General features: G+C 68.6%; 12 protein-coding genes and 1 pseudogene. 7 read left to right on the plus strand and 6 right to left on the minus strand.

Translation table 11 applies throughout. The features are described 5' to 3' along the window. Positions 1 to 279: 279 nt before the first annotated feature. Together QHF84_RS41915 and QHF84_RS41920 are read left to right on the plus strand one after the other, a co-directional pair. Entirely contained in the window at positions 280 to 1851 is a 1572-nt protein-coding gene (locus QHF84_RS41915; protein WP_281319181.1) for a thrombospondin type 3 repeat-containing protein, read from the plus strand. A gap of 4 nt (positions 1852 to 1855) precedes the next feature. Further along, positions 1856 to 3562, plus strand: a complete 1707-nt coding sequence (locus tag QHF84_RS41920; RefSeq protein WP_281319182.1) for a tetratricopeptide repeat protein — start codon at positions 1856 to 1858, stop codon at positions 3560 to 3562. Positions 3563 to 3566: 4 nt separating this feature from the next. Here the strand turns inward: QHF84_RS41920 and QHF84_RS41925 are convergent, their stop codons facing one another. Both QHF84_RS41925 and QHF84_RS41930 read right to left on the minus strand, forming a co-directional pair. Continuing rightward, positions 3567 to 7040 (minus strand): Npt1/Npt2 family nucleotide transporter, encoded by a 3474-nt coding sequence (locus tag QHF84_RS41925; RefSeq protein ID WP_281319183.1) that lies wholly within the window; start codon positions 7038 to 7040, stop codon positions 3567 to 3569. A gap of 218 nt (positions 7041 to 7258) precedes the next feature. Beyond that, positions 7259 to 8158, minus strand: coding sequence for a 1,4-dihydroxy-2-naphthoyl-CoA synthase (locus QHF84_RS41930; protein WP_281319184.1), 900 nt, complete (start codon positions 8156 to 8158; stop codon positions 7259 to 7261). Between the two features lie 196 nt (positions 8159 to 8354). On the opposite strand from QHF84_RS41930, the gene QHF84_RS41935 reads away from it, so the two are divergent. Both QHF84_RS41935 and QHF84_RS41940 read left to right on the plus strand, forming a co-directional pair. Then, positions 8355 to 9554: a hypothetical protein gene (locus tag QHF84_RS41935; protein WP_281319185.1), complete on the plus strand. Its 1200-nt coding sequence runs from the start codon at positions 8355 to 8357 to the stop codon at positions 9552 to 9554. After that, entirely contained in the window at positions 9554 to 10363 is an 810-nt protein-coding gene (locus tag QHF84_RS41940; protein WP_281319213.1) for an MXAN_2562 family outer membrane beta-barrel protein, read from the plus strand. Before QHF84_RS41935 ends, QHF84_RS41940 begins: the two co-directional genes overlap by 1 nt. A 7-nt stretch (positions 10364 to 10370) precedes the next feature. Here the strand turns inward: QHF84_RS41940 and QHF84_RS41945 are convergent, their stop codons facing one another. After that, positions 10371 to 11183 carry a hypothetical protein gene (locus QHF84_RS41945; protein WP_281319186.1) on the minus strand — a complete coding sequence of 271 codons (813 nt, stop codon included), beginning with the start codon at positions 11181 to 11183 and terminating at the stop codon, positions 10371 to 10373. 1629 nt (positions 11184 to 12812) lie between these two features. On the opposite strand from QHF84_RS41945, the pseudogene QHF84_RS50320 reads away from it, so the two are divergent. After that, positions 12813 to 13037, plus strand: a pseudogene (locus QHF84_RS50320) (BRCT domain-containing protein); the annotation flags it as partial. A gap of 396 nt (positions 13038 to 13433) precedes the next feature. Continuing rightward, on the plus strand, positions 13434 to 13700 hold the full coding sequence (locus tag QHF84_RS50325) for a pentapeptide repeat-containing protein (RefSeq protein ID WP_348652924.1): 267 nt from the start codon (positions 13434 to 13436) through the stop codon (positions 13698 to 13700). Between the two features lies 1 nt (position 13701). On the opposite strand, the gene QHF84_RS41955 is transcribed toward QHF84_RS50325, so the two are convergent. Beyond that, positions 13702 to 14022, minus strand: a complete 321-nt coding sequence (locus QHF84_RS41955) for a transcriptional regulator (RefSeq protein ID WP_281319188.1) — start codon at positions 14020 to 14022, stop codon at positions 13702 to 13704. Positions 14023 to 14126: 104 nt separating this feature from the next. On the opposite strand from QHF84_RS41955, the gene QHF84_RS41960 reads away from it, so the two are divergent. After that, positions 14127 to 16109, plus strand: a complete 1983-nt coding sequence (locus QHF84_RS41960; RefSeq protein WP_281319189.1) for a hypothetical protein — start codon at positions 14127 to 14129, stop codon at positions 16107 to 16109. 1060 nt (positions 16110 to 17169) lie between these two features. Here QHF84_RS41960 and QHF84_RS41965 read toward each other — a convergent pair. Together QHF84_RS41965 and QHF84_RS41970 are read right to left on the minus strand one after the other, a co-directional pair. Beyond that, the gene (locus QHF84_RS41965; protein WP_281319190.1) at positions 17170 to 18297 is read right to left on the minus strand and encodes a hypothetical protein; all 1128 of its coding nucleotides are present in this window, start codon (positions 18295 to 18297) and stop codon (positions 17170 to 17172) included. A 19-nt stretch (positions 18298 to 18316) separates the two neighbouring features. Beyond that, positions 18317 to 19456 carry a PEGA domain-containing protein gene (locus QHF84_RS41970; protein ID WP_281319191.1) on the minus strand — a complete coding sequence of 380 codons (1140 nt, stop codon included), beginning with the start codon at positions 19454 to 19456 and terminating at the stop codon, positions 18317 to 18319. Positions 19457 to 19755: the final 299 nt, after the last annotated feature.

Raw genomic sequence — 19755 nt, forward strand, 5'->3', positions numbered from 1 at the left:
TCGTTGCGGGGCGACGTCTCGGCAAAGCGCATGGCGTTCATGATGATGGGACCTCGTCGAAGCAGTTGCCAGAGCGGAAGCGCTCGTCGCTACGGTCTTGCAAGCGTCGTTCCGCGTCGTGATCCCTTGGACGGGCGAGGGGCGGGATCGTTTCTGCGCCTCGTGATCTCGGCCCGCGGTGCGCTCCCGAGGTCGGGGCGCGAACCTGCCTGCGCAGGATCTTCGTTCCGATGCAGGTCCCAGTTCCAACACGCCCGGCAGTGCATGTAAGGTGGCCCCGTGCGTGCACGGCAAGGATGGGCAGGGCTCTTCGCGTTCGCGATGGGCTTTTCCCTCGCGGGCGCTTCATCGGCCCAGGAAAACAAGGCCCGTCTCGACGAGGGCATCCGCATCGACCAGCTCCAGCCGGCCTCGCCGGAGAGCCCCTTCCTTCGTGCGCTCGGGCCTCACGAGAAGGGCGCGAACACCATCGAGTTCGCGTTCGGCCTGTCGTTCGACTACGGCATGGGGCTGCTCAAGGCCGTCACCATCGACGGACAAGGTGGCGAGACCGTCGCGGCGACGCCCGTCCAGAATGCGCTGCTCGCGCACGTCGGCGGCTCGATCACGCCGCTGCCCTGGCTCACGGTCGACCTCGCGCTCCCCGTCGGGCTCTTCATCAACGGCGACCTCGAGCAGCCGTTCGACCGGTACGGAGTGACAATCCGTCAGCCCGAGACGTTCGGCGTCGGAGACCTGCGCGCCGGTCTGCATTTCCGTCCGGTCGATACGAAGGCGTTCACGTTCGTTGCTGGCGCAAGGTTCTGGGCGCCGGTCGGATCGACGGCGTCGTTCCTGTCGGACAAGAGGCTTCGCGCGGAGGTGGATCTCGGCGTCGCGAGCGAGAAGGACCGGCTGCGGTGGGGTTGCACGGCGTTCGTGTCGCCGCTGTTCTTCATCGACGTGGCCGGCTCCGACGGTGAGCGGATCGCGCTCGCATGCGCCGCGCAGTTCCGGGCGGCGTCGTTCCTGTGGGTCGGGCTCGAGCCGAGCTTCGCGATGTTCAACCAGACCCACGCGTCCGTGGATGCGGGCAAGGAACCTCCGAGCTCGATCGATCTGCAGATCGAGCCGCTCGCGTCGGTGCGCATGGCGTTCGGCGGGATGCAGATCGGCTTGAGCGGCGGTCCCGGGTTCGGCGGCGCCGCGGGCGCGCCGGGCTTCCGCGGCGTCCTGAGCCTCGCGTACGTCGGCGGGGGACGACCCAAGCCCGTCGCGCCCAAGGGCCCGCCCGATCAAGACCTCGACAAGATCCCCGACGCCGAGGATGCCTGCCCGGCCGAGGCGGGGCCCGAGAACGCGGATCCGAAGAAGCGTGGCTGCCCGTCGAGCGACAAGGACGGCGACGGCATCAACGACGAAGAGGACGCTTGCCCGCAGAGCCCGGGCGTCAAGCACGCGAGCGCGGAGGCGAACGGTTGCCCGGACGTCGACAACGATCAGCTCCCGGAGCCCGTGGACAAGTGCCCCGTGGAGCCGGGTCCGGCGCCCGAGGGCTGCCCGAAGTACGCGCGGCTCAAGGGTGAATCGTTCGAGATCAAACCGCCGATCAAGTTCAGCACGGGCGATCAGCTCACGCCCGAGGGGCAGGCGGCGCTCGAGGAGATCGCGGCGACGATGCGCGCGAACCCGAAGATCGAGCAGGTCAGCGTCTCGCTCGGCACGAAGGGCGTGAGCGCGGATCTGAGCGATCGGCGGGCGCAGGCGATCATCTTCGTGTTGCGATCGGGCAGCCTCGACTCGAACCGCTACGAGCTCGTCCTGCGCGACGACCTCCGCGCGGGCACGGTCCAGGCGCGCATCATCAAGTAGGATCATGGCTCGAGCGAAGGCTGCTCTGTCCCGCGGCGCGCTCGCGCTCGTCGCGGCGGCAGCCCTCTTGGGGCATGCACGAGCGCTCTCGGCGGGGTTCGTCTTCGATGATCGCGGGGCGATCCTGGAGAACCGGGTCGTGCAGGGCGACCTCGATGTCGGTGCGCTCCTCGGCTCGGATTTCTGGGGGCGTCCGCCTGGCGAGGGGCCGGGGACGTGGCGGCCGCTCGTGGTGCTGTCGTTCTGGCTGAACAAGCACATCACGGGCGGGTTTCACGAGACGAACCTCGTGCTTCACGCGGCGACCTCGGTGGTGCTCGCGCTCGCGCTCGCTCGGCACACGGGGCGGACCCTGTTCGCCGTCGTCGCGGCCATGGTGTTCGGCGTGCTCGGCGTGAGCACGGAGGCCGTGGTGGGGCTCGTGGGGCGCGCGGACGTGATGGCGGCAGGGTTCGCGTGGCTCGCGTGGTTCGTCGCGGGGCCCGCGGACGAACCCGCGAAGCCTCGGAGCACCTTGTGGGCGGCGCTCGCATTCGCGGGGGCGCTCGCTTCCAAGGAGTCCGCGATCGTCTATCCGCTGTTCCTTTTCCTCGCCGATCGGCTGCTCTCGCCGCCGGGGCGCGCGCCGCGGATCCTTTCGACGCGGTACGGCTCCCTCGTCGCCGCGGCGGTTCTCGTGATCGCGTTGCGTACGGTGGCCTTCGCGCCGCCGCTCGACGCGGTTTCGCGCGATCTCCAGGCAAACCCGCTGCTCGCCGAGGGATGGGGGCCGCGGATCTGGACCTCGATGCGGCTGTTCGCCCTGGCGCTCGGCAAGATCGTCCTGCCCGTGGGTTTGTCAGCGGACTATTCGTACGCTGCGATCCTGCCCGAGCACAGCCCGTTCGCGTTGCCCGTGCTCCTCGGGGCGCTCGCGCTCGTGGGCCTCGTCGTTCTTTCGATCCGCCTGCGCCGGCGAGAGCCGTTGCTCGCGCTCGCGGCCGTGATGGTGCTCGTGCCGTGGATCGTCGCGAGCCAGCTCCCGTTCGTGCTCCCGACGATCTTCGCCGAGCGTTTGCTTTATCTGCCAGCCGCGGGGTTCGCGCTCGGGATCGCGCGGCTCGGCGAGTGGATGCTGGAGCGAACGCCGGGCACGCTCGCTTCGCCGGCAGCGTCCGCGGGGAAGGGGAAGAAGCGCGCGGCGCAGAAGCGGCCGAAGGCGGATCCGGCGCACGTGCGCTCGTTCGTGCTCGTTCTCGCGCCCGTGATGCTCGGCAATCTGGCGCTCGCGTGGAGCCGCGCCGCGGACTGGGCGAACGACAAGACGCTGTTCGCGTCGGCGATCGAGGTCGTGCCGAGGTCGGCGCGGGCGCATCACAATTACGGTTCGGCGCTGCTCAACGAGGGCAAGTCGGCCGCGTCGATCGCGTCGTTCGAGCGCGCCGCCGAGATCCTTCCGACATGGTCCGAGCCACACGCGCAGCTCGGGGTGGCGATGCTCGACACGGGGCGCGCACGCGAGGCCGAAGAGCACTTCCGCAAGGCCGTGGAGCTCGATCCGGACTCGACGAAGGCCGTCTTCAACCTCTCGGTTTTTCTCGCCCGGCAAGGCCGGCTCGAAGAGGCGCGGGCGAACCTCGCGCCCTTCGTCGAGCGTCATCCGAACCGCGCCCGCGAGGCCGCGTTGCTCCGTCAAATCGAGGGGGATCTGCGTTCTCCGCAGCGCCCCTGACGCCTCACTCGTCGTCGTCCCAGCTTCGACGCGCCGCCGCGTCGCCCTCGGGCGGCGGGTTGTCCCCCGTCGGGCTCGAGCTCCTGCGCAGTCGCGCGAGCTCGGCTTCCGCCATCGAGAGGCGCCGATCCGCCTCGCGCAGCCGGCCGCTCACCACACGCAAGACGCCCATCGCGATCTCGGCCGTGTCGTGCACCGCGGCGCTGAAGTCCTCGCCCGACACGCGCAGGAGCTCCACGGGTTCGAGGCTCACGGCCGTCGCCGCGCGGGGCTCGCGATCGATGATCGACGTCTCGCCGAAGACCTCGTTCGCCCCGAGCCGCACGACCTCCTTGCCCTCGACGCGTAGGCTCACCGAGCCCGAGATGATGAAGTAGAGCGCGGCGCCAGCGTCGCCTTGCCGGAAGATCACCTCGCCGCGCGGCAGGCCGAGCACCTCCGAGGTCCGCGCGAGGCCCACGAGCTCCTCGCCCGAGATCTTCGACAGGATCGGGACACGCTGCAAAAAGAGGACTTTTTCGATCGTCGTGTACATGCCGTCTCCCGCGTCGATCCCGCTCCGACCCGTCCTCGCCCAGTACGCAGCCCACCGCGCGACGACCCGATCCGGATCCGTCGCGAGGGCCCGGAGTTTTTCCTCCACACCCTCGGCCCGCGTCTCGACCACCGCGATCGCCGCGGCCTCGCGCACGAGCGGATCGGGCGCGTCGAGCGCGAGGATCGCGTCGTTCGCGCACGCCTCGATCCGGTGTATCGCGACCGCTTCGAGCACGAGCGCGGCGCGATACGGGTCGTTCGACTGGAGCTCGGAGCGCACGAAGGTCACGACGTCGTCCGTGCTCGGAGCCGCGCCGCCACGCGGCAAACCCTCGGCGAGCTCGAGGTAGCGCTCGAACAGCGCGACGAGCCGCGCCCCGCGCCTTCGATCGAGCAGCGATTCGAGTACCTCGAAGGCGTTTGCCCGGAGCGAGCGATCCTTGCCGAAGACGTGCGTCCGCACGCCGGCCACGACGTCGCGCGGATACACGAGCTCGCAGAGGCGCAAGATCCGGATGAGGCCCTTGCGCAGGCGGCGCTCCACGTGCGCGTCGAGCAGCGGGCACGCGAGGCGCGGGCGCACGAGGAGGTAGGCGTCCCGCTCGCGCTCGTGCGCTCGAGCTTCCCGCTCGATGCGCTCGCGGATGGGTTCGAGCGGCGCAGGCGGCGCGCCGAGCGCGAGGCGGAGACGCGAGGCCGACGCGAGCACCTTCTGCCGTACCCGATCGTCCGGCTCGTCCACCCGATCGAGCAGCGCGGCGAGCGCGGCGCTCGTGCCGATCCGCGACAGGAGGCGGGGGATCGCGAGCCGCACGGTCGCGTCCGCGCTCGGATCCGACAGCGTCGCCACGAGCCGCGGGATCGCGCGGTCCCCGAGCGCCACGATCGCGTTCGACGCGGCCTTTCCGAGCGTGGGATCGGCGAGCGCTTCGCAGAGGAGCGGCAGGAGCTTCGGCGCGGCCACCGTCACGGAGGCCGAGAGCGCGGCCTTTCGGACGTCCTGATCCGCGTCGGCGAGCAGCCGCGCGACCGCACGTTCGAGCTGCGGTTGTCCCACCAAACCGAGCACCCGCGCGGCCGTCACGCGTTCGGCCGGATCCTCGCTGTCGAGCAAATCTCGCAGCCGCGGCGCGCCTTCCAGCATGCCGCCGAGCCCGCCGTGCCGGAGCAGCGCCGCGATCGACGCGGCCCGCACGGCCTCGTCGTCTCCACGCGCCGCGAGCGCGCAGAGCTCTTCGTGCGCGTCCTCGCCGAGCGCGTTCGCGAGGAGCTCGACCGCGATGCCTCGGACCTCGGGATCGGGATCTTCGAGCCGCTCGCGGGCCAGCGTCGCGGCGTCGGGGTGGCCCACGACGCGGGAGGTGCGGAGCGCCGCGGCCCGCACGCGCGAAGAGGCGTGGCGCGTGAGCGCGGGCAGCGCCTCGCGGACGCGCACCGGATCGAGCTGCCGCAGCCGATCGAGGGCGAAGAGCACCTGCGGCGCGTCCAGGCTCGACAGCGCCCCGGCGAGCGCGGCCACGGCCCTGCCGCCGCGCTGGGGCATCTCCGGCGTGAGCTTGCCGCGGAGGAGCGTCCCCTGCATCGCCTCCACGTAGCCGCGACGCACGACGAGCAGGAGCGGCAGGATCGTGAGGCCCAGCGGCAGCGTCACGTAGCCGAGCTTCGCCGCGGCCGCGATGAGCGAAGCGCCCGGCTGCGCCTCGCTCGCCGAGGGGCTGAACGCGAGGAGCAGCGCCGCGCCGACGCCGCAGCCGAGGGGCTTCATGATCGCCGACGCGAGCGTCCGCACCCGATCCCGCAGCGCCGCGGGGAACGGGAAGAAAAGGATCTGCAGCGTCACGTCGAAGATCGAGAACTGCAGCGCGTTGTCGCTCGCCTTGAGCACCGCCGCGAGCGGCATCGAGGGGAAGGCGAGCAGCAGCACCGTGCTCGTGAGGAACGCGACCGGCATCGTCGCCGCGCCGCCGAGCACGCCCGCGCGATCGAGCATGCGCGGCGTGACCACGAGCTGGACGAAGAGCCCGACCATCCCGATCACGCCGTAAAACGTGCCCATGAACCGCGCGAGCGAGTCACGGTCCGGGTACGACGTGCGGGCGATCGCCTTGAACTGGTAATCGCCGACCGTGAGGATCGTGTAGACGACGAGGATCGTCACGGCGAGGGCGCCGACGTACCGCGAGTTGAGGAGCGGCGTCTGCTCCTGCTGCTGCGCGCTCGCGCGCTCGTCGGCGCGGGTGCGCGAGGTGGCGCCGTGCCTTTGCGCGACGATGCGGCAGAGCAGGGCCACGCCGAGCAGGGCCGCGACGAGCACGAAGATGAGGTTCTCCGCGCCGATGATGGGCGCGATCGCGCCCGCGCCGAGGCCCGAGACGACCGTGCCCGCGATGTGCCCCGCGCCGATCAGACCGAAGATGCGCCGGGCGCTGCGCGCGTCGTAGAGGTCCTGCGCGATGCTCCAGGCGAGCATGCCGGTCAGGTTCGCGATGACGTCGGCCCAGATCGCGAAGATCAGGTACGCGGGCCCGATGTCCTCGCCGATGAGCACGCGGAGCAGGACGTAACTCGCGGCCGCGCCGAGCGCGAACACCGCGCCGAAGCGCGCGCGCGGCAGCTTCCGGAGCCCGCGCTCGTAGCCGAACGCCACGACGGCCGAGACCACGCCGTACGCCATCCACATCGGCGCGATCCACGTGACGGGAAAACGCGTCAAAAAGAGCGCGTCGCGCGCGGTGCGGCCGACGACGAGCAGGAGGGCCGACAGGAAGAGCAACGTCGAGAGCAGCACGACGCGCTCGACCTCGGCCCGGCTGAGGGCGATGCCGAGCAGCGACGAGGCGGCGGCGTGGCGCGCTCCATCCCGGTTCGTCGCAGGAGACCCGAGGCTTGGGCCTTCGTGCGGCAAGGAGGGGGATGCGGTCGGGGCGGGGGGTTCGGCCACGTGGCGTGAAAGGGTAGTATACCGTAACGAGACGGTCGCCTTGGTGGGCCATGGTGGGCGCCCGGCTCCCGATGTCGGGAGACGCCCGAGCCGGCAGGGTACTGATAAACTTGCGGAGCGTCTCGAATCGTCGGTCGGGCTCCCCGGAATACTGGAGGTATTCCTGCGTCGCCCTTCCTAGCTTCGAGGCGCTCGCTGCGTTTCTCAGCACCCTGCCATCAGTAATGCCAGGGGAATTTCTTGTAGTCGGGTTTGCGCTTTTCCAGGAATGCGTCGCGGCCTTCCTCAGCCTCTTCGGTTCCGTAGGCGAGCCGCGTCGCCTCGCCGGCGAAGAGCTGCTGGCCCACGAGGCCCTCGTCCGGGAGGTTGAAGCCGTATTTCAGCATTCGCATCGCGGTCGGGCTCTTGCCGTTGATGAGCGCGCCCCATTCGAGGGCCACCTTTTCCAGGTCCTCGTGCGGCACGACGGCGTTCACCATCCCCATCGCCGCGGCCTGTTCCGCCGTGTAATCGAGGCCGAGGAAGAAGATCTCCCGCGCCTTCTTCTGCCCGACCTGCCGCGCGAGCAGCGCCGATCCGTACCCGCTGTCGAAGCTCGCCACGTCGGGATCCGTCTGCTTGAACCGCGCATGCTCCCGGCTCGCGAGCGTCATGTCACAAACGACGTGCAGGCTGTGCCCGCCGCCCACGGCCCAGCCCGGCACGACGGCGATCACGACCTTCGGCATGAAACGAATGAGCCGCTGCACCTCGAGGATGTGCAGCCGTCCGAGGCGCGCCGCGTCCACCTCGCCGGCTTCGCTGCCCTCGTATTTGTACCCGTCCTTGCCGCGAATTCGTTGATCGCCGCCCGAGCAGAAGGCCCAGCCGCCGTCCTTCGGCGAGGGGCCGTTGCCCGTGATGAGCACGCAGCCCACGTCGGACGTCGTCCGCGCGTGCTCGAGCGCCGTGTAGAGCTCGTCCACCGTCTTCGGTCGAAACGCGTTGCGCACCTCGGGCCGGTGGAAAGCGATACGCACGGTGCCCTGGTCCACGGCGCGGTGGTAGGTGATGTCCGTGAACGAAAAACCCGGCACCTCGCGCCAGCGCGCGGGATCGAAGATCGCTGAGACGGTCATGGATTCGAGCCTCCTCGCGGCCGCGACCCTACACGTCCCGAGCGGCATCCGCCACATGCGCTCGTGCGCGTTGCCAACTTGTCACGCGCGGCGTGGCCGTCCGGCCAACTCGTCACGCAGAGGGCTCCGTCCGGCTGGAATCGCCTTCGCGCGCCAGGGTTTGCTCCGTGGCACGAGCTGTGCTCAAACACGCAGGATGGATACAGGTTCGTCGGGTCTTTCGTACGGGAGGCGGCGCGCGTTTCGCTCGACGTGGGCGGCGCTTTTGGTCGCGGCGGGGTGGCTCACGAGCGGCGCGGCGGAGGCGCAGACGGTGGCGCTCCAGTCGCAGCAGCCCGCCATCCGGAGCCCTTCGTCGACGCGCACCGCGACGCCGTGGGACATCAACCGGGAGGAGTGCCTGAATCCCGAGGAGACGTTCACCTTCCGGCTCCAGTTCACGGGATTCACGAACTCGTATTCGTTCGAGGTCTGGGGCTCGACGGTGGCGGGGATCGATTGCACGGACCCGATGCAACGAACGGGCCCGACGGCGCAATGTTTTCAGCTCAATCCGCCGAAGCTCCCAGGGGCGAACCCGCAAAATGGATACGGTGAGGTCGTGCTGACGGCGCAGGAGATGGTGGCCGTCGATCAGGACCCCGACGTGCAGGCCTGCGCAGAGACGAGCGCCTCGGGCGCGGAGAAGGCGCTGACCTTGTTTTTCATGCTCTTCGGCAGCGGCTCCGTGGTCAGCAACGCGAAATGGACGAGCACGAAGATCGACCTCTGGGGGCCCGGCGCGCCGAAGGACGTCAAGGTCACGCAAGGGGACGCGGGCTTCGAGGTCAGCTACACGCGCCCCTCGGACACCGATTACGCGGGCATCGCGGTGTATTGCGCCAAGGGAAACACCCTCTATCCCGGCGGTGAGACCGTGAATGGCACGGGCGGGAGCGGTGGCGCGGGCGGCAGCGGCGGCGCGGGCGGGAGCGGTGGCGCGGGCGGGAGCGGCGGCGCGGGCGGCAGCGGCGGCTCGACGTGCGCGAGTCCTTTCGTGGCGGGTCAGCGCCCCGATCCCACGTGGGAGCCGTGTGGCATCACGAATACCGTCTCGGATCTGGAGAACGGCGTCGAATACGCGGTCGCCGTGGCGGCCACGGATACCCGCGGCAATGTCGGACCGCTGTCCGAGGTGAAATGCGTCGCGCCCGTCCCGGTCGACGATTTCTTCGAGGTTTATCGCGATCTCGGCGGCAAGGGCGGCGGCCTCTGCTCCGTCTCGGTGTTGCCCGCTTCCCGGGCCGCGGGGGTCTTCGGGGGCGCGATTGCGCTTTCCGCGGTCGCCTTCGGGTTGCGACGGCGCAGGCGAACACCGCGAGGCGGGCGCGGCGCCGGCAGCGAGGGGGCGTCGTGATGCGGACGAACATCATCGCGTCGGCGCTCGTCGCCGTCGCCGCGCTGCTCGTCGCCGAGGGGGCGGAGGCGCAAACGAGGCGGATCCGCAATTCGAACTGGCGGCAAAGCGAGCGCGGGAGCGTGCAGCAGGGCAGCCCCCAGCGGTTCGCGCTCGAGCTGCGCTTCGGCCCTTATTATCCGGCCGTCGATGACGAGTTCGGCGGGAGTGGCCCGTACAGCAAGTTCTTCGGCGACAAGGGCCGGTTCCATTTCGGCGCCGAGTTCGACTGGCAAGCGCTGCGCATTCCCTGGGTCGGATCACTCGGACCCGGCATCGGCCTGGGATACACGTCGGCCTCGGGCAAGGCCTTCCGCGAGGGGACCTACGACGACGCCACGAACACGCTTCCCTACAGTGAACGGCGTGTTGGCGAGACCTCGCTCACCATTCTCCCGATGCACGTCTCGGCCGTGCTCCGTTTCGACGAGATTTTCCGCCGCACGGGGATCCCGGTCATTCCTTATGGCAAGATCGGGTTCGGCGCGGGCCTCTGGTGGGTCAACGTCGGCGATAAAACGGCCAAGGTCGGGACCGGCGACGACGAGATCTCGGGCAACGGATTGAGCTACGGCGTGCACTGGGCGGTCGGCGGCATGCTCGCGCTCGACTGGCTCGGCCGCCGATCGATGGCCGCGCTCGATCAGGAGTCGGGCATCAACCACGTGCACCTGTTCGGCGAGTGGACGAACCAGAACCTCGGCCTCGGCGGGAATCAAATGAAGGTCGGCACCTCGACCTGGACCGTGGGCCTCACGTTCGAGATGTAAACACGCGTCAGGGGCCGTCGAAGACCCCGGGCGAATAGACGAACGGCTTTCCGTTCGCGGGATCGACGAGCCCCTCGGTGAACGCCTTCATTTTGGCGTCGCCGAGGAGCTCGGACCAGTGGCGGAACCTCGCCCGGGCGCGGACGAGCTCGGCGGTCTCGAGGCCCCACGCCCTCGCCCGGAGCAAGGCGTCGGCGTAATGGCGAACGAGGGCGGATTCGGCCGCCTGGAGCCAGGTTTCCCGCGCGGACTGGTACATCTCCTCGCGCCTGCGGCGGATCTCCTCCGATGTGGCGACGAGGTTCGGATTGCCGCTCGTCGCGGCCTTTTCGAGCAATGCGGCCTCCTTGTCGGTGTAGAGGATTACGCGGGGCGGCTCGGCGCCCGCGAGGCGCTGGCGCAGGACGTCGTGGAGGGCGGCTTGCTGGAGGCGCGCGCGGATCGAAAGGATGTGATGCTCGGGTCGAGCGGCGAGGGGCTCGAATTCGTTGCTGAGCGCGTGAATCACGGTGAAATCGTCGTCATACGCCTTCTTGACCTCGATGACGTTGCCGGCGTAAGGCTCGACGGCCCGCTCGATATCGAGCTGCCGCGGGATTCTCTTCACGATCGCGGCATACACGCAGGCGGGCTCGTCCTCGGCCTTGCCGGGCGGGCAGGCGGCGTCCGGCTCTCCGGCCGAAGGCGTGGCCTCGGGTTCGGGATCCGCGGGGGCGTTCGTGGTCGCGCCTGGCGCCGCGACGCGTGGCTCGGAGGGCGCGGGCGCGGCGCAGGCCGTGACGGCGGTCGTGAGGGCGGCGAGGAGGAAGGAGCGTCGCACGATGGGCCGAGTATACAGCTTGACGCCGCGCGCGTGCCGGGCGAACGGATTTTCGTGGGCAGCGATCTCTACGACGTGAGCATTCGATCGTACCGGGAGTGGACGCGCGACGAGGCCGAGCGGCGCGCCCTCGCGCTCGGGCCGAACATCGAGACGGCGGCGCGCTTCTTCGACGAGGCCGGGCCCTTCGTCGAGGCGCGATTTCACGTGAAGAGCATCCATCCGGATGCGCCGATCGCGTGGGATCACGGCTTCGTGCTCCGGCTCTTCGACGAGGCCGTCCTGCAATGTGATGCGCCTGCCGGCGATAGCTTCGGCTACGAGGACACGCCGATCACCCGCGAGAACAAGACCGTCTGGACGATGAAGTTCGAGCTCGACCAGAAAAAGAAGCTCCCCGTCCTCGTCGTGGACGTCCTTGCGAAGCAGCGCGGCGCCGGGCGCAATCACAACCCAATGGGGGACACGGCGGAGTTCGTCGCGTTCTTGCCGAAGCGGCTCGCGCCGAACATCGAGAAGCTCGGTTATTTCCAGTCGCGCGCGTGGTCCGGGCCCACCTGGAGGCAATGTGAGGACGATCCGAGGACGAAACGGCCGCGGTTCGCGGAGGTGCTTCCCGTGCGCCGGTCGTTTGTCCTGGATACGCGGCTCGAGTCCATCGTGGGGACCGCGCCCCGCGCCGAGGGAGGCGTGTACGTGCTGACCTCGCTCTTGCTCGCCGCGGTCTCGCGAAATGGCGAGGTAACGCCGATCTTCGAGGTCGGGGCGGTGAGCGGGGGCGCCGTCGGGAAATCGATTGCCGTGGATGGCGCGGGGAACGTGTGGATCGGCACGGCCAAGGGATTGGTCCTGCGCGAGCGCTCGGGTGAGGTGACGCGATTCGGGGCGAAGCACGGAATCAAGAGCGCGGTCGGTGTGGCGATTGGGCCGGAGGGTCGGGTGTTCGCCGGGGGAAAGGAAGGGCTCTTCGTCCGCGCGGAGGCGGGCGGATCGTGGTCGCCGGTGCATCCGGATCTCGACGGCGAGGACATTGCTGCCGTGTATGCCGGGGAGGACGGTACGATCTGGGCGACGAGCTCGAAAGGCGTGTGCAGGGTTCGTCCAGATGGAACCCTCGACAAGATCGGCAAGCGGCAAGGCGTCGGCGCTGCCATGCGCTTGATTCCGCTCCCGGATGGCACGGCCTGGGTCGTCCCGGCGTCCGGCCCCGTGGTCCGCATCGCCGCGACCGCTCCGAGCGCGACGCCGTGCCCGATCGCGCAAAATGTGGCCCCCGAGGGGATCTGGGACGGGTTTGTCGGAAAAGACGGCACGCGGCTGCTCGCCACGACCGCCGCGCACGTGGTCGAGATCGAGGAGGGCAGGGCGCCTCGCTGTTTCGCCTTCGAGAATACCTGCGACGCGTTTCGCGACGAGACGATGTGGTTCCCCCGCGTTTGCCTTTCGGACGAGGGGGATCTGTTCGTCACGACGGGCAGGGGGCTCTCGATCGTGCGGGCCGAGGATCTCGCGTCGGCGAGGCAAGGGGCGCCGATCAATGCGGATCTGCCGCACTTCGGGCATATCGAGCCGGTCGGCCTGCAGCCGGGGAGCGGCGAGGCGTCGGGCGGGGAAGTCGTCGACTTCAAGGGCAAGACCGTGGTGCTCACGGGCACGCTGGGGACGATGATGCGCGCCGAGGCGGAGAAGCTGCTCGTGGCGCATGGGGCGGTGCTGTCGGATTCAGTCGGGAAAAAGACCGATTACTTGATTGCGGGGGCCAAGGCCGGGAGCAAGCTGGCGAAGGCCGAGCAGCTCGGCGTGAAGGTGCTCGGGGAGGATGCGCTCACCGCCTTGAAACAAGGGAAAACGGCGCCGGCGGCCGCGAAGGCGGACGTGAAAGCGCCAAAGCCCGCGAAGGCGCCGCCGAAAAAGGAAGCTTCTGACCTCGCGCGGCTCTTCCCGCACTCCGACGAGCCCGGCGGTCCCACGGAAAACCTCGAGCGTGGCCTCATGCGCAGCCTCGCGGAGTCGAGCGCGCCGATGACGCCGGAGCAATGGAAGAAGATCGTCGCCAAGCACAAGAAGTTCCTGGACGCGGGCGGCGGGGGCGGGCGGTTTCATTCCCTCGAAGTCTCGGGCCTCGTCATGGCCGTGTATCAGGGCACGAAGAAGGGCAGGAAGGACGATCAGGCGAGCCTGCAACGTCATCGATTGCCCGCCGACTTCGACGCGAAAAACGCGCACTTGCCCTGGGCGAGCGGGGTCGCGATGATCGCGGAGAAGGTCGATTTCTCGGGCGCGGACCTCTCCTGGGGCGCGTATACCGACGCGTTCATGGCCGGCGCGCGTTTTGACGGCGCGAAGCTCGCCCATGCGGATTTTTCGCGCACGGATTTCACGGGCGCGAGCTTCCGCGACGCGGATCTGTCGGGCGCCGATTTCGAGCACTGCGATTTGCGAGGCGCGGATTTCACGGGCGCGAAGCTCGCGGGCGCGCGGTTCCCGGGCGCGAAGCTCGACGGCGTGATCGTCTGATTCAGGGTTCGACGAAGAACTTCGGCGCTTCGATTCGCTCGCCTTTGCAGCGCGGGAAGCGGCTCGGGCGGCCGAAGGCGCGGCGATCCTCGAAGACGTATCCACAGCCGAGGCAGGTCGCAGGGCTCACGCCGAGGGCGCTGCCCTGGCCGGCGAGCGAGCGGGCGACGTGTTCGAGGTGGGCGAGCACGTCCTTCTCGCGGAGCCCGAGCGTGATGGAGAGGGCGCGCGCGGTGGATCGACCGGACCGCAATGCTTCGAGCAGCGCTTGCCGCGTCGTCTCGGCGCGCTCCTTGGGTACGGGCGGTTCCTTTTCCTTCATGCGACGACAATTCTACAGGAGGAGCGTACGGAAAGCATGGCCCTTCGCGGGGCGGGCGCCGAGGAAATGCCGGGACGCCCTGATTTCCTGATAGAGTAGGGCCGATGAAGCGCTCGCTCTCCCTTCTCGTCCGGGCCGCGATCGGCGTGTGCCTCGGGCTCGGCTCGGCCGCATGTTCCTCGAACGCCGAGGAGCCGCTCGATTGTCCCGCCATCACGCCGCCCGCGGGCGCGCCGAAGCTGCTCGGGGCCGATTGTGATCCGCTCGTTCCGACGCAATGCGGCTATCCGTTCCCCTCGAACGTGTGGCTCGAGGACGACGCGAGCAAGCCGACGGGAAAACGTGTGGCGTTCGGGGCGACGACGCTCCCGGTCGCGGCGGGCCACGGGCCGCTGGATCCGCAATGGTGGGCGCCGAGCGACGGGTTTTCCCCGGGGCAGCCGGCGCTGACGCACCTGCCGGGCGCGACGATCACGGGATTGCCGACGCAGGATTCGATCGAGGTTTCGCTGTCGGATACGTCGCCGACGGTGATTCTGGATGCCGAGACGGGCGAGCGGGTGCCGCATTTCTCGGAGCTCGATCATAGCCTGGTGACGGAGGCGGACGAGGAGCGAGCGCTCATGGTGCGGCCGGTCGTGCGGCTCGCGGACGCGCGGCGGTACATCGTGGCGGTCCGGAATGTGGTGGATACGAGCGGCAAGCCCATTGCGCCGTCGCCGGCGTTCCAGGCGCTCCGGGATGGGACGGCGTCGTGTGATCCTTCGGTCGAGAGGCGGCGCGAGCTTTACGGCGATATCTTCGCGCGGCTGGAGAAGGCGGGGATCCCGCGAAAGGATCTGCAGATTGCGTGGGATTTCACCACGGCGAGCCGCGAGAACAACACGGCGGCGCTCGTGGCGATGCGGGACGACGCGCTCATGAAGGTGGGCGCGGAGGGGCCGGAGTATACGCTGACGAGCACGGAGGAGTTCACGGAGGCGGAAAACCCGCGGATCTGGAGGCGGCTCGTCGGGATGATGAAGGTGCCGCTGTACCTGGACGCGCCGGGGCCGGGGTCGTCGCTCGTGCTCGGGGACGATGGTTTGCCGAAGCAGAACGGATTTGCCGAATACGAGTTCGTGGTGCACGTGCCACACGCGGCGAAGCAGGGGCAAAAGCTCGCGCTCATCCAGAATGGTCACGGGCTGCTCGGATCGAAGTTCGAGGGCGGCGACGGATACCTCGGGGAGCTCGCGAATCGGCACGGATACGTGGCCTTCTCGGTGGATCTCGTGGGCATGGCCAGCGAGGACGTCCCAACCATCACAGACGCGCTGGTGACGGACGCGGGTGCGTTCCGGAAGAGCGTGGATCGGCAGCACCAGGGCATTCTGAACAGCCTGTTGGCGATGCGCATGATGTCGGGTCGCTTCGTGAACGAGCCGCTTTTGCAGGTGAACGGCGAGAGCGTGATCGACCCGACGCAGCGATTCTACCGGGGCGACAGCCAGGGCGGGATCTTTGGGACGACGTACATGGCGCTCTCGACGGACGTGACACGTGGGCTCGTGAGTGTGCCGGGAATGCCGTACACGATGCTCCTGGATCGGAGCACCGACTTCGCGCCGTTTTTCCTGCTCATGAAGGGCGCCTACGGGACGGGGCGGAGCATCCAGATCGTCGAGGGGCTGATGCAGATGTTGTGGGATCGAACGGAGCCGAATGGATACGCGCCGTACATCCGGGAGAACATGCTGCCGGGGACGCCGGCGCATGACCTTTTGATTCACGTGGCGATCGGGGACTACCAGGTGACGCCGCTCGGCGCGCACATCCTGGCGCGGACGGTGGGGGCGAAGAATCTGGCGCCGGTGAATCGGACGATCTGGGGCGTGGAGGAGGCGCAGGCGCCGCTGTCAGGGGCCGCGATCGTGGAGTACGATTTCGGGTTGCCCGAGGCGCCGAAGACGAATACGCCGTCGATGGGGAATGATGACCCGCACGGGAAGGTGAGGGCGCTCGATGCGGCTTATTCGCAGAGCCATGAGTTTTTCCGGACGGGGGTGATCAAGGCGTTCTGCGAGGGAGCGTGTGATCCGGAGTGATCAGGGGGCGCAGAGGCCGTTCTGACACTTCTTGTTGTAACACTCGATGAGCTGGGTGCAGGGGTCGCCCGGGCCCTTGACGCAGGTTTTCTGACCATCGCCATCCGGATCAGCGCATTGAATGCTTGCGCAGTCCCCATTGACGACGCAGGGTTGCCCCAGCACGCTTTCACAACCTCCCAATCCGGTGCATGCAAGATCGTCTGCATTTAGGCAAGACATCCCGTTGCCGTAAGATGGGTCCTCCTCATACTTCGGAATCGCGTCACACAAGCCCACGCTGCCGCTCACGTTGCATGCTTTGCAGGGCTCGGTGCAATCATTGTTGCAGCAGACACCATCCGCGCAGTAGCCGCTTAGGCAGTCGCTCGGACCGGCGCAGTCTTTGCCCTGTGCACACCTGGGGCAAAAACTACCGCCGCAGTCGACATCCGTCTCGTCACCGTTCTTCTTGGCGTCGTTGCAGCGAAAGCAGCTCTTTGAGTCGGGCTCGCAGAAGCTACCGCTCGGGCCGCAATCGGCATGCGTCAGGCATTGAACGCACGTCCCTGCCTCGTCGCAGAGCTTGCCGCCGTTCTCCGTGCACGGCGTGCCCACATCCTCGATGACGGAGACCTCTCCGCCCTTCCCATCACATTGCGCCTGCTTGCAGTCCCCTTCAGGCTGGGGGGTGACCGGCATTCCTGCCGCAGCGAGGGTTCGAGTGCATATCCTCGCGGCACACGTCCACTTCTCGCATGCCGTGGAGGTTCCGCAGTCGTCGGCGCTGATGCAACCTACACACTGGCCGTCGCCATCGCAGACGCCAATGGGACACACCGTGTGCCCGGCGGAGGGGCGCTGCGTGCAGACGTTCGCCTCACAGGTCCAGAATGAACAAAGCGGTGGCTCACCGCAGTCGGAAGGTACGACGCAAGCCCGGCAGTTCGCGTCTTCGCATACCTTCTCGTACTCGTCGAGTCCGAGGGCGAGGCCACATCCGACGATCGTGCCGGCGAGGAGAAGGGCCAGCGGAAGCCGGATGCGGCGCATGGGATGCTCCTCCAAGGGAGTCGTTATTTCACGGAGCGGCGCAGATTCCGTTCGCGCAATTGTTGCTCGCGCATTCCACGGGCTGATTGCATGCGTCGCCGAGCGCCTTTACGCACGTCTTCTGGCCGTTACCATCAGGATCCGCGCATTGGCCGCTCGCGCAATTGGTCGGTCCCGTGCACGACGTGCCTAGCGCGCCCTTGCATCCGCCACCACCCGTGCACGCCAGGCTGTTGGCGTTGAGGCAACTTTGCCCATTGCCGTAGCTCGGGTCATCGCCATACTTCTCGACGAAGTTACAGGTGCCGACGGAGTTCGGTAGGTTGCATGCCTCGCACGCGGAGTCGCACGCATTGTCGCAGCAAACGCCATCGGCGCAGACGAGGGCCCCGGTGCAATCTTTCAGCGTGTTACACGTTTGCCCTTGCTGGCAAGGAAGGCACCGTTCTCCACCGCAATCCAGGTCCGACTCGTCCCCGTTCTTGACCCCATCCGTACACGAGAAGCATGTATTCGATTTGGGGTCGCAGAAAATCCCGCCCTGCCCACAATCCGCATCCGTATTACACTCGACGCAATTCCCCTCGCCGTCGCAGCTCTTCCCATTCCCCACGCTGCACGGCGTCCCCTGCGCTGCCGGCGTGCTCATCGGCGTCCCGCCCACGCACGACGAGAGCTGACACGCCGTCGACGGCACGTCGCTGTCGTCGTTCGCCGTCGTCTCCTCGCCGTTGCCGTCGCACTGGATCTGCTTGCAGTCTCCCGGGACCTGCGCGGGCACCGGCGTGCCGGACGGCGCGAAGGTCAGGGTGCAGACGCCGCTGTTGCATGCGTACGGCGCGCAGTCCGACGGCTCCCCGCATTGCTCCGGGCTCGTGCAGCCGGTGCATTGCCCGTTCGCGTTGCATTTCAGCGCGTTGTTCACGCCGCACGGCAGGCCCGCCACCTTCACGTGCGCGTTTGGCTGGCCCTCGCAGCCTTCCACCGTGCACGGGTCGCCGTCGTCCGCCGCGAGCTTGCATTCGCCTTTCAGCGCCGTGCTCTCGCCGTTGCGATCGATGTCCTCTGCCTCGTTCGAGCAGCCAGGGCCCTGCAAAAGGCCGATCATCGCCATCGGCAAGAGCAAGATCCACGTCGCGCGATTCGTTCGCCGCATGTCCCGGTCCTCCAGTCCCTCAGAACGAGCCGACCACCATGCCGCCCGTCTGGCCTGCGCCGAAGACCGGGACGACGTTCACGCCCATCAGCTTCCGGCCGAACGGCGTGCGCGGCAGCATGAACAATCCCAGCGTGCCGATCGCCGCCACGCCGCCAATCACGTACCCCACCACCGCGCCATTCGCATATGCGTCCTGCGATGACAGCGTGTCCTTGAGCTTCGCGCACGCGGCCGCGTTCGGCGCGAACCCGCCCGCGCCGCACAGCCCCGACGTCGTCGGCGTCGTTCGCCGCAGGACGTCGAGCTGCTGATCCGCCTCGTCGCTCTTGCCGTTCGCCATCACCGTCAGGCCCACGCCGAGCCCGAGACCGAGCACCGTGAGCCCCGCGCCGCCGATCATCCCGTACGTGCGCCACTTCGGCGACGGCAGCGGCGGCGGCTTCGGCTCCTCTTTTTGCTTCTGCTCCGGCTCCGCCTTTTCCGGCTCCGTGGGCAACGGCGCGAGCGCGAACTCCATCTCGCTCTCGGTCGCCGGCGCCACCGCGAGCAGCTCCTTGCCCGGGTCGAAGCCGAACTTCTTCACCTCGATCTCGTGGCTGCCCGGATCGACGAAGACCGGCGCCGCGAGCGGCGAGCGACCCACGGCGCGCCCGTCGATGAGCACGTCCGCGCCCTCGACGTTCGCCTTGATGATCAAGGTCCCGAGCTTGAGCTTCGCCTCGTCGAGCAGCTTCTGCGCCGCTTGCTTCTCGATCGCCGTCGCCGACTTCGCCTCGCGCACGAAGAGCTCGAGGTGCTCGGCCGCGTCGCGCGGCTTGCCCGTCTGCAGCTCCGACTGGCCGAGGATCAGGCCGTAGGCCGGATCGGGCTTCAGCTTGAACGCGGCGAGCGCGGCGTCGCGTGCCTTGTCCCACTGGAAGGCCTTGTGTGCCTTCTTCGCATCCTCGAACAGGCGCGCCGACTCCTTGTCGGCGTCTGCCGGCGACGGAGCCGGCGCCGGGGGTGTGGCCGGCGTCGGGGTCGCGGGCGCCGCGGCGCCTTTGTCCGGCGTCGCCGGCTTGCCCGGAGCGCCCTGCGCCCACGCGGCCGGCGCGCTGGTCCAAACGCCCAACACGAGCAGGCCCGCCGCCCATCCTCGCCCTCGTCGCATCGTCATCGACCCTCGGCTCCTTGCTTCCGGCGCGCATTGGACCAAACAAGAGGCCTTTCCCTCAAGCGTAAAGTTTCGATCCGGACGCGTCGCCGCGTCGCCGAAGAGGGGGCCGGGCCCGCGCCCCTCGCAGAGGCCGCAGGTGGCTCGCCCCGGCGCGAAAAGTCGAGATGCCCCGGGGGCCGGCCGACATCATTGGTGCACCAATGAAAGTGATGCCCGTGCAGCGAGAGACGTCGACCGCTGGAGCGCGTGGTTCGCCGCGGCCCGCGCGCGGCTCCGGCGTGTCTTCGTGCTCGTCGACG

It is taken from the genome of Polyangium sp. y55x31 (assembly GCF_029946505.1).
Lineage (GTDB): Bacteria > Myxococcota_A > Polyangia > Polyangiales > Polyangiaceae > Polyangium.